The sequence below is a fragment of the Actinomadura monticuli genome (assembly GCF_041463655.1).
Classification (GTDB): Bacteria; Actinomycetota; Actinomycetes; order Streptosporangiales; family Streptosporangiaceae; genus Spirillospora; species Spirillospora monticuli.
The window spans coordinates 1-8,359 of the sequence record NZ_JAXCEI010000036.1 but is presented as its reverse complement, the minus strand read 5'-3'; the positions used below and the strand labels follow the sequence as shown (position 1 = coordinate 8,359).

The window sequence follows — 8,359 nt, the reverse complement described above, 5'->3', positions numbered from 1 at the left end:
TAAGGTCGGAAATAATCCGTCTTTCAGAAATGAGTCCAGCAGAGGAGATTTATCACCCTCACCAATTGCATTCATCGCAGATGATGAACCTGCAAACTCACCAGAAATAGCTGACCCGTTGCCAACAAGCCCACCAATGCTGTCGGAAAATCCGCTTAAAGAATCCAGCGTTCCCTGTACAGAACCATCAAGAGATGCCCCTGTATCGGCCTGTAAAGCTGACAAGTCAAATGATTCAGTCAGTGCATCTTTATTGGCATTTGCCATTTTGACGTAATCAAAATCACCGGTTCCGTTGCCATTATTCCCGGTTCCGCCACCATCATTGCCTGACCCGCCTGACCCGCCTGACCCGCCTGACCCGCCTGACCCGCCTGACCCGCCTGACCCATTGCCACCCTGATAATTAATATTCGACTGTATTGTTATATTTCTGGAATAAGATGGCGTAACCGTATCAGTTATCAAAACAGCACGTGAGGCATCACACTTATTCTGAAAAGTTTCCCAGTTCATTATGCAGACGTTTGATGTGTCATAGGAAACCTGCTTTACATTAACGGAATAAGAATAACTAATGTATGTCGGGTTATTCACGTCCGACTGTTTTGATTCGATATTATAAGAAACAGCCTTATAACTGTTCTGTAGTATTTTAACATGATTGCCGTCACTGTCGGTTTGCTCAAACCACATATCAGGCTGGTTATAATCATACTTTACCGTTTCCATAATGCTAGCAATGGCAATTGAATCAGCATTGTTAGACAGATAATACCCTGAGCACATTGTGCAATTGGCATTTGTATAAAGCGAAAACTGAGAACCTATTGAGTCAGATTTAACCACATTAGAAGGAACGCTCAGAGCAGATAAGTCAGACGGTAAATTTACAGTCTGCCCTGGTGTTACTGTATCTGGCGTAGAATTGTTTCCTGAGTCTCCATTACTACCCCCGCCAGATGAATTATCATCACCACCATTGCCAGAGCCATCAGCAGAACGAACAGGCGTCCAGTGCCCATTCCACGAAGTATCATTATCATAACCGATACCAATACCCGAAAGTTCGTAAATGCAGTTTTCAAAATTTGCATAACGTGAGTCTCCTTCTTTCCAGACATTACTTAATGTGCCATCAAATGCGGGTTTATTTAAACATTCAGCGTCTGTAGTTGCATGGGTAAAGAAAGGAGCAAAAAATAAAGCAATAATTATTTTCTTCATTTATGCTACCTGAATAAAGGGTGGCAGATGCCACCCAAATAAATGGTTGGAGCGAAAGGATATTGAATTAAGATGCGCGGCTTACAAATTTCTTAAACAGTTTAATTCCCACCGTTGCACCAACAACAAGAACAACAAGCGCCCATGCGTACCCGGACATTTCGGTTGCCTGAGCGGTTAAAGAATCAAAAGCAGCTTTAGCCTGACTGGTTGCATCCTCTGCTGCAAAGGCAGATGAACCAATAACCAGAGTTGAGCCAGCAATGATTTTTGCAACGACTGATTTTTTCATATTGAAACCTCAGATAGTTTTTTAAACACCAGAATAGAATGGGATATAACCCATCCAACACAATAAGCAGCAAAGAAGTAAGATAGTACACTCATCTTTGACCACCACTAATAACGCCAAGGCCAAAGCAAATAACAAGCCCCGCATTAAATATTAATTGATAAAGAGAATCGAAGTCTGTAGCAGACATATATCCCAAAAAACCTAAGTGACATTAACAGATGGAATAAATCACCCCTTCAAATCTATCTTTCCAACAATTTTGTAATCAACAATCACAGGAATCATGACACCTTTAGATGCCTTAAGCCCATATGACGGTATAATTTCAAGAAAAGGCTTTCCAGATTTATAAGCACTCTCCAGGTCATCACGCATTTTCAGGCAAACAGCATGACGATTATCTGGTGTAATTTTCACTTTTGCCGGAGCAAAGCCACATGAGCTATTCGTTGATTCAAATTCAGTAGATAATGCCTGCGCATTACCCCAATTAAAATCTTCATTTGTTTTATCATTTTTCATTGTGCCAAACTGTACAAAAAATACTTTGAGTGTTTCCTGTTCCATAAATAACCTCTATTAGAATGCACATTCACGGTTGTAGAATTTTTGAGCCACTATATTTTGGTAAATATCTGGCGTCCTGAATTTAAGCGTCAGGTCATCCATATGCTCTTTGCGAACAATGGAAGAAAAGACAGCTTCATAATCATTGCCAAGTTGATGGAAAATTCTGGCAATGGTTTTCGATGCCTGCTTGCGAAGCCAACGAACATCAGATTCAAAACTGTTAATCGCCAGCCGGACAATTCCAGAACGCTGAAGTGTTTTAGGTCTGGCTGGATTGATCTGTTGCGCGTATTCACAAAGACCAGTAAAAATCCCTTCTATGTTCAGTAGTATCTCAAGCGGAAAGCCTTTAAGTTCAGCTTCTGAACGATGCCAGACATCATCAACTTTCTGTTCAAGCGCTTTGTTATAAATACGCCAATAAACACGAGATTCACGAGAACCAACAGTAATCATTTCCTGCTGTAACGATCCATCACCATGATATTTGTGAGAAATGCCAAGACCCGGCTTCGGGCCTTTACCGCCATAAAAAGCCTCACATTTATGATCCCGCATGGCAGCAGAAACAGTAAATACACCGTCAAAATCATCAACAGCAAGATCTATACGTTTCAACATCGTTACATCAAGATGATTGAGCCAGTTATAAATTTCATGTGGTGACGTGCCATTAAAAACATGAGTACACCCTTCACCGCTGATCTGAATATAGATCGTGTCGTTATTTCCACCCCAAAACACCATTCCAAGATGCTCATAACCGCCATCAACTGAATACAGAGGCGCTGAACGGTCATAGTTATAGCCTCCTCTGTCCCGTTCTGGCCCAAGATGAAGCCCAAAGACAGCGGACAACCACAATTTAAGACGATGCATACGCGCTAAATAAATCTCCCTATTCAGGTCATTTATTTTTTGCTCAAGTTCACCTTTTGAATCAGTCGTGTAGCTTTGAACCTGTTCGTTTAGTTCATCGTCGGACGGACACCATTTACCACCTTTAATCACATCGGTAAAAAAAGCATCCTTATGAGATACATGGTTATGAAATGTTGGATAAATTCCGTACTTGCGCCATTCATTTAGCCCATGCGGGTACGTTTCCAACGATTTGAGGGAACAGAAAGGCATGGTAAATGCAAGATAGTCAATTTTTACATTTCTTTCCGTCAGTTGCATGTCAGTGACTCCCTGTAACCCACGAAAGAATCAGAATGCAGAACGACAGAAACTAAAAGAAAATCATCACCATAGAAGCAAAAACATTCATCTACCAGCTCATCAAAGGAGCGGTAAAAGTCCCATTCCCCGCCGATGCTAGCATTGACTCCAAAATCTGGTATGTAGTCGAAGTAGATGATGTTCATAAAAGCACCATGTATACGCATTACTAATTACATTTAGTAGAAAAGTACACCTGTAACGGATTACCTGTCAACTAGTAATTGAAAATATGTATACATGTAATATGATTAATCAAAACAGATACAGAGATAGCCGAAATGAAGAAAAATCTAATTAAAACAATACGATTGAAGGATTCTGAGTCTATCGATTTAGGAGTTCTTTCGTATGAACTCACTAAGAAAAACATTATGAATGGAATAAACATCATTTATAAAGAGTCTGATTTAGTGCATTTTTTAATCGAAAATAAAATGAATGAGATAGATGTAAACGAAAAAGGTGAATTAACGTTTAAGGTCAAAAATAGTTAGCTATGCTGGCTGAAAGCCCGTAGTTATCCTGAGACTACCCCCGTTTTACAGGACGGGGGATGCCGACTAAATCAATTTAGGCTAAATAAAAATGACAGTGCATACCAAAATTTTTGATGAAAATGGGATTTTGTTTTTTGAAAGTAAGTATGATGTTAATAAATTAGCTATTATCGCAGAAGCAAAAGACGAGAAAAAACTAGCTCTTATAAAAGAGAAAGGCGCAAAATGGGCATTCGATGGCCTGCCTATCTTCGCTAGTGAATTAATAAAAACAATTAAAAATCAAGTGGATGAGGAAAAAATAGAATATTCCACATTCAATTTAATCCATACGATTTGGTTAGTACAATCAACCTTTGGCGGGCTTACTAGAGAGAAATTTGTAAAGTCCGATATTGAACTACAAATATTAGATGATGGCACAATCTCTATAACATACTCATAAAGAAACACTGGTGCGCATAATGCACGCTATGTGTAAAGACGAACCCTCGCCATTCCGGTAAACCCAACCCCATTCTACCGGAATGGCTCAGAACCCTTTTGTAACATAACGTCATACATTATGCGCACCAGTAAGGCGTAAGAGAGAATCCAGCATTCTGGCACAGGAAAACCCAGCCATCAGGTCATCGTCCGTCAGGACGGCTCTGGTGAAGCTGCCGCGCCGGATTAGCCCCAAACCTATAATCAATGGCTGCGCGGCTTGGCCAACCCCGGTCAGCACCAAAACAAGTTTTGTCACTTCCCGGAGTTACCGTTAAAAACATGAACGCCAAAGCCTTTGCAGCCACAATTGCTTCTGTCCTATTATCGTCATGCAGTCGTAAGCAATTATGCAAAGCGGATGGTCGTACTGTTTCCTCACCAGTTACACACGACAAATCGTCTGCGATGTTATAGGACGGACAAGCTCTGCGGTTATGCAATGGCTCATGCACCTTACTTGTCTCTTACCGCAAAATGAGTCCGGGTTTCGTGGGCATGTCAGGGTTCACGGTTGTTTACTACTGCTCTGAAAAGAAATTTTTTTCGCATGCGATAAACTGGCGTCTTGCCATCAGCATAAGGAACGCTTCCGTCATGATAAAAAATGAACAGGAATATTACGCTGCTCTAAAAGAAGTCTCACCGCTTTACGATCTCGACCCGCCGGATGGTTCTGAGGAAGCCAGAAAACTGGATGAACTGTCTACGCTGATTATGCAGTATGAGGCAAAAAACTATCCACTTGATTAGCTGAAAGCGGCGATTTGTTCCCCCCCCTGATTTTTGCCTCTCCTTATGTTCCACGGCATAACACCCCACCTTTCAAGTTTAAAAGGTTGTAAAAACATAATATTATCAATTGGTTATTAGGTTACTAATTTATTGCCATGCCTTAACGGCATAGCTCCCCACCTTTGAGTCAGGAATGTTGCACGGTGATTTGTTCCGCCTGCCGATAATTAAATAAGAGATAAGCGGCGATTTGTTCCACCTGATATGCACGGGGGGACTTTCCTGTCTGAGCGCCCTTCTCACCAACGTTCCCCCCGCTGCGCAGGGAGAACGCCGGTGATCCGGGATTAAAGCAGGTTAACGACGCGGGCGCGAATGAGAATGTACAGCGTGCGCTTGTTTGCATTTGAGCTTTTGGACGTGAAGAGCGCACCAATTAAGGGAATTTTCGATACCCACGGTACAGATGAATCACTGTCGCTTTCCCTGTTATCCACCATCCCGCCGAGCAGAACTGTCTGGCCGGATTTTAGCTGAACGGTTGTCGAAATTGAGCGTGTATTTGTGATGATGTCGGAAGCCGTTTGCGAATCAGAAATACTGTCCGCATTTGTTGAAACATCCATGATTAACAATCCTCCGGGTGTCACGACCGGAACAACCTTCAATGAGATCCCCACATCATGACGCTCGATCGTCTGAAATGGATTATTAACATTTGCAGCTTCTCCCGTGACCCGTCCCGTAACAAATGGAACATTTTGCCCTGCCGTAAATGTTCCTGGCTGGCCTGACATAGTCAGGATGCGCGGCATTGATAAAAGCGTTGATTTGCTCGATGTTTCAAGCGCTTTCAGGCTAAGCCCCAGAATGTTGCCGTTAAAAATACCAAAGGAGCCGCCAGTGCTGGATAAAACAGACGTGAGGCGATCAGTATTGATTCCTCCCGCCACCGGACTGCCGGAAGGATCTCCCGCTGCAAAGGAGAAATCAAAACCATCGGAAGCCGTTGTTTCAAAAATGACTGATTCAACAAGAACCTGCGTTCTTGGCACATCAACAGAGGGAAAAAATGCTGCAAGTTCTTTATGTTGTGATGCTGATGCCGTTACAGCAAGAATATTCGCCCCATCAAAAGGATAAACTTTAGTACCTGCAATATTTTCCCCCTTCAGGAATATATCAATAACTGGTGCGAGATCCTTTGCTCTGACGTTATTGACCGGATACGTCTGAGTAATCAAATTGGCGCGCATCTCAGATTTAGTGAAAAAGTCTCCAGTTGGAGGAGGAACATCCCCCTCATAAGAGGATGCCGGAACCGGCTCTGAGAATGAATCGGAATATTCATACGTATCACGGTTAAACTTTTGAACCACAGCAGGATTACCCGGACTGAGGTCAAAACCGTTCGCCCGGAGAACCGACGTAAAAAACTGAGACAGTTCATCCTTGGTGACATCCGCTGAGTAAACTGTAATTTCCCCTTTTACGTCCGGTGAAATAATCACAGGCTTTCCGGTTGTTTTTGAATACCATGAAACAAACTCCCTGACTGGCGCGTTATTCAGTTCGACAGGGATAGCAAAGCTCTGAAATGACAATGCACAAAGCAAACTAGCAAGTAACTTTTTCATGTTTCCCATCCTTAATAAGCTCTACCGCGCAAGGTGCTATATAGACCATGCGGAAACCGTCTTTAATTAGATCGTCAGATGCGATTTTTTGCTTCTTAGCATCCATAAACTCAAAACCAACCGTATTTCCCATTCGATACGATGTTGTTATTTTCAAATCTGATGGTTTATAACGGGATGTGATAATCTGCGGCGATGCTGGTTTTATCTGAGTTGTCGCTTCCGGTCTGGACAGACTGAGGTATGCGAATGCTGATACAAAACCACAAAACAGGCACAATACTCTTGAATATTTCTTTAAATAGATTCTGGAAAGTCTCATATAAAATGTAGCGTCCCTCTTTACGGCATACCTGCCATGTGAAAGATATGGTGTCAGGTATGAGAATGATGAATGCTCATAAGCGTCTGAAAATGCCTGTTTGGTATCATAAGCGGCATACAGATCTCGCCCCGTATAAGTCCAGCGTTCTACAGTCATTGACTGAGGAGAGTCACCATATTTAACAATTCCGACATGTACTTTTGGCAGCGGAAGTTTTGAACCCGTTATTACACTATAAATTGAGCCAATGAATGGGATTGTGATTTTATCGAGGCGTCTGCAATAAACAACATGCTCGGCCAGTGCCACACGAGCTTGTTTATCCATGATGGATAAATCCTGAATAAGAAAAATAATATCCCAGCCCAGTTTTCTGGCATGTAAAAACCAATTAATTACGGACTGTCTTTCTTTATCAGCCCATGAGCGTGAGTTAAACCATGTTCCACATTCATCAAGAACCAATAATCCATTTTTATTTTCATCATAGGAATTATTGCCTCTCCCGATTGCCAGTAAATCCTCCAGTGAGGGTTTATCAGGTATCCGTATAACATCCGGTGACTTTGCAAATATTCCCACTCTCGGTAACTTATGAATGCTCAAGTCGAGATTCGTTGCCACCCTGCAACCAGAAACAATTTTGTCCTGGATTTTACCGACAGCGACCAGTGTTTTACCTGCACCAAGCTTTCCCGTTACGACATATACAGCCATTATGATTTATTCCAGTCAAGGTATCCTATAATTCTGTCTTTAACGTCAAAAATAAAAACTGCTGCTTTAAGCGAAAAAATCGCATACAAACATGGTGCTGCATTAGCAGGAACAACATAAGAAATTGCACTGGCAATTTCAGGCGGTAATACAGAAGTAAGATCTGAGAGATAGGAAACTAACAATCCATTCAGACCGATAATGAGACCAAGGAATAGCGAAATTGCAAGTGCTATTCTGGCAATACCCAATGTAAAAAACTTGGCAGCATATGCAATAAGAGCACCTGCAAGCCATCCAATAAATCTTGCCAGAACAGGAAGCCCAAGAAAAGCTGGCATAGTTACCCCCTTCCCTTACGTAATATTCCAGAAAAAGAATCGTAAACAGTAACGAACGTCCAGAAATATAATATGAAAGCAAAAATACCTTTAAACATATCAATGTATTTGCACTCAATAATAAACTCGTACTCTTTGCCGGGAGCAAATACAAATGGCGTACATTGTTTAAATTCAGGTAAGGTCGGAAATAATCCGTCTTTCAGAAATGAGTCCAGCAGAGGAGATTTATCACCCTCACCAATTGCATTCATCGCAGATGATGAACCTGCAAACTCACCAGAAATAGCTGACCCGTTGCC

General features: G+C 41.9%; 13 protein-coding genes. 3 read left to right on the top strand and 10 right to left on the bottom strand.

Annotated elements, in window-relative coordinates; translation table 11 throughout:
* The 6 genes from SM611_RS37425 to SM611_RS37400 form a co-directional block, all read right to left on the bottom strand.
* On the bottom strand, window positions 1-1,227 hold a 1,227-nt coding region (locus SM611_RS37425; RefSeq protein ID WP_371955148.1), incomplete at its 3' end, for a phage attachment proteinphage attachment protein, G3P family.
* 67 nt (window positions 1,228-1,294) lie between these two features.
* The gene (locus SM611_RS37420) at window positions 1,295-1,519 is read right to left on the bottom strand and encodes a major coat protein (RefSeq protein WP_080330019.1); all 225 of its coding nucleotides are present in this window, start codon (window positions 1,517-1,519) and stop codon (window positions 1,295-1,297) included.
* Between the two features lie 91 nt (window positions 1,520-1,610).
* On the bottom strand, window positions 1,611-1,709 hold the full coding sequence (locus SM611_RS37415; RefSeq protein ID WP_015979771.1) for a tail virion protein G7P-2: 99 nt from the start codon (window positions 1,707-1,709) through the stop codon (window positions 1,611-1,613).
* Window positions 1,710-1,750: 41 nt separating this feature from the next.
* Window positions 1,751-2,089, bottom strand: a complete 339-nt coding sequence (locus SM611_RS37410; protein WP_080330020.1) for a hypothetical protein — start codon at window positions 2,087-2,089, stop codon at window positions 1,751-1,753.
* 12 nt (window positions 2,090-2,101) lie between these two features.
* Entirely contained in the window at window positions 2,102-3,274 is a 1,173-nt protein-coding gene (locus SM611_RS37405) for a replication initiation factor domain-containing protein (protein ID WP_170975144.1), read from the bottom strand.
* A complete protein-coding gene (locus SM611_RS37400; RefSeq protein ID WP_080330022.1) occupies window positions 3,265-3,462 on the bottom strand; it encodes a hypothetical protein in 198 nt (65 codons plus the stop codon). Before SM611_RS37400 ends, SM611_RS37405 begins: the two co-directional genes overlap by 10 nt.
* A gap of 165 nt (window positions 3,463-3,627) precedes the next feature.
* Here SM611_RS37400 and SM611_RS37395 point away from each other — a divergent pair, with 165 nt between their 5' ends.
* The 3 genes from SM611_RS37395 (at window position 3,628) to SM611_RS37385 (ending at window position 5,055) form a co-directional block, all read left to right on the top strand.
* Entirely contained in the window at window positions 3,628-3,813 is a 186-nt protein-coding gene (locus SM611_RS37395; RefSeq protein ID WP_371955147.1) for a hypothetical protein, read from the top strand.
* A gap of 91 nt (window positions 3,814-3,904) precedes the next feature.
* Window positions 3,905-4,261 (top strand): hypothetical protein, encoded by a 357-nt coding sequence (locus SM611_RS37390; protein WP_080330024.1) that lies wholly within the window; start codon window positions 3,905-3,907, stop codon window positions 4,259-4,261.
* Between the two features lie 533 nt (window positions 4,262-4,794).
* Window positions 4,795-5,055 (top strand): hypothetical protein, encoded by a 261-nt coding sequence (locus tag SM611_RS37385; RefSeq protein ID WP_371955146.1) that lies wholly within the window; start codon window positions 4,795-4,797, stop codon window positions 5,053-5,055.
* A gap of 329 nt (window positions 5,056-5,384) precedes the next feature.
* On the opposite strand, the gene SM611_RS37380 is transcribed toward SM611_RS37385, so the two are convergent.
* From SM611_RS37380 to SM611_RS37365, 4 genes are all read right to left on the bottom strand, one after another.
* Window positions 5,385-6,674, bottom strand: a complete 1,290-nt coding sequence (locus SM611_RS37380) for a secretin GspD/PilQ domain-containing protein (RefSeq protein ID WP_080330449.1) — start codon at window positions 6,672-6,674, stop codon at window positions 5,385-5,387.
* On the bottom strand, window positions 6,655-7,716 hold the full coding sequence (locus SM611_RS37375; RefSeq protein ID WP_137370604.1) for a zonular occludens toxin domain-containing protein: 1,062 nt from the start codon (window positions 7,714-7,716) through the stop codon (window positions 6,655-6,657). The genes SM611_RS37380 and SM611_RS37375 overlap by 20 nt, the downstream gene beginning before the upstream one ends.
* Window positions 7,716-8,057 (bottom strand): minor coat protein, encoded by a 342-nt coding sequence (locus SM611_RS37370; RefSeq protein ID WP_080330447.1) that lies wholly within the window; start codon window positions 8,055-8,057, stop codon window positions 7,716-7,718. Before SM611_RS37370 ends, SM611_RS37375 begins: the two co-directional genes overlap by 1 nt.
* A 2-nt stretch (window positions 8,058-8,059) precedes the next feature.
* Window positions 8,060-8,359: hypothetical protein (locus SM611_RS37365; RefSeq protein WP_371955145.1), on the bottom strand; the 300-nt coding region annotated here is incomplete at its 5' end.

Excerpts from the sequence above, each read along its gene's own strand:
- SM611_RS37420 (WP_080330019.1), bottom strand. The coding sequence starts at position 1,519 with ATGAAAAAATCAGTCGTTGCAAAAATCATTGCTGGCTCAACTCTGGTT.
- SM611_RS37415 (WP_015979771.1), bottom strand. The coding sequence starts at position 1,709 with ATGTCTGCTACAGACTTCGATTCTCTTTATCAATTAATATTTAATGCG.
- SM611_RS37410 (WP_080330020.1), bottom strand. The coding sequence starts at position 2,089 with ATGGAACAGGAAACACTCAAAGTATTTTTTGTACAGTTTGGCACAATG.
- SM611_RS37405 (WP_170975144.1), bottom strand. The coding sequence starts at position 3,274 with ATGCAACTGACGGAAAGAAATGTAAAAATTGACTATCTTGCATTTACC.
- SM611_RS37400 (WP_080330022.1), bottom strand. The coding sequence starts at position 3,462 with ATGAACATCATCTACTTCGACTACATACCAGATTTTGGAGTCAATGCT.
- SM611_RS37390 (WP_080330024.1), top strand. The coding sequence starts at position 3,905 with ATGACAGTGCATACCAAAATTTTTGATGAAAATGGGATTTTGTTTTTT.
- SM611_RS37380 (WP_080330449.1), bottom strand. The coding sequence starts at position 6,674 with ATGAAAAAGTTACTTGCTAGTTTGCTTTGTGCATTGTCATTTCAGAGC.
- SM611_RS37375 (WP_137370604.1), bottom strand. The coding sequence starts at position 7,716 with ATGGCTGTATATGTCGTAACGGGAAAGCTTGGTGCAGGTAAAACACTG.
- SM611_RS37370 (WP_080330447.1), bottom strand. The coding sequence starts at position 8,057 with ATGCCAGCTTTTCTTGGGCTTCCTGTTCTGGCAAGATTTATTGGATGG.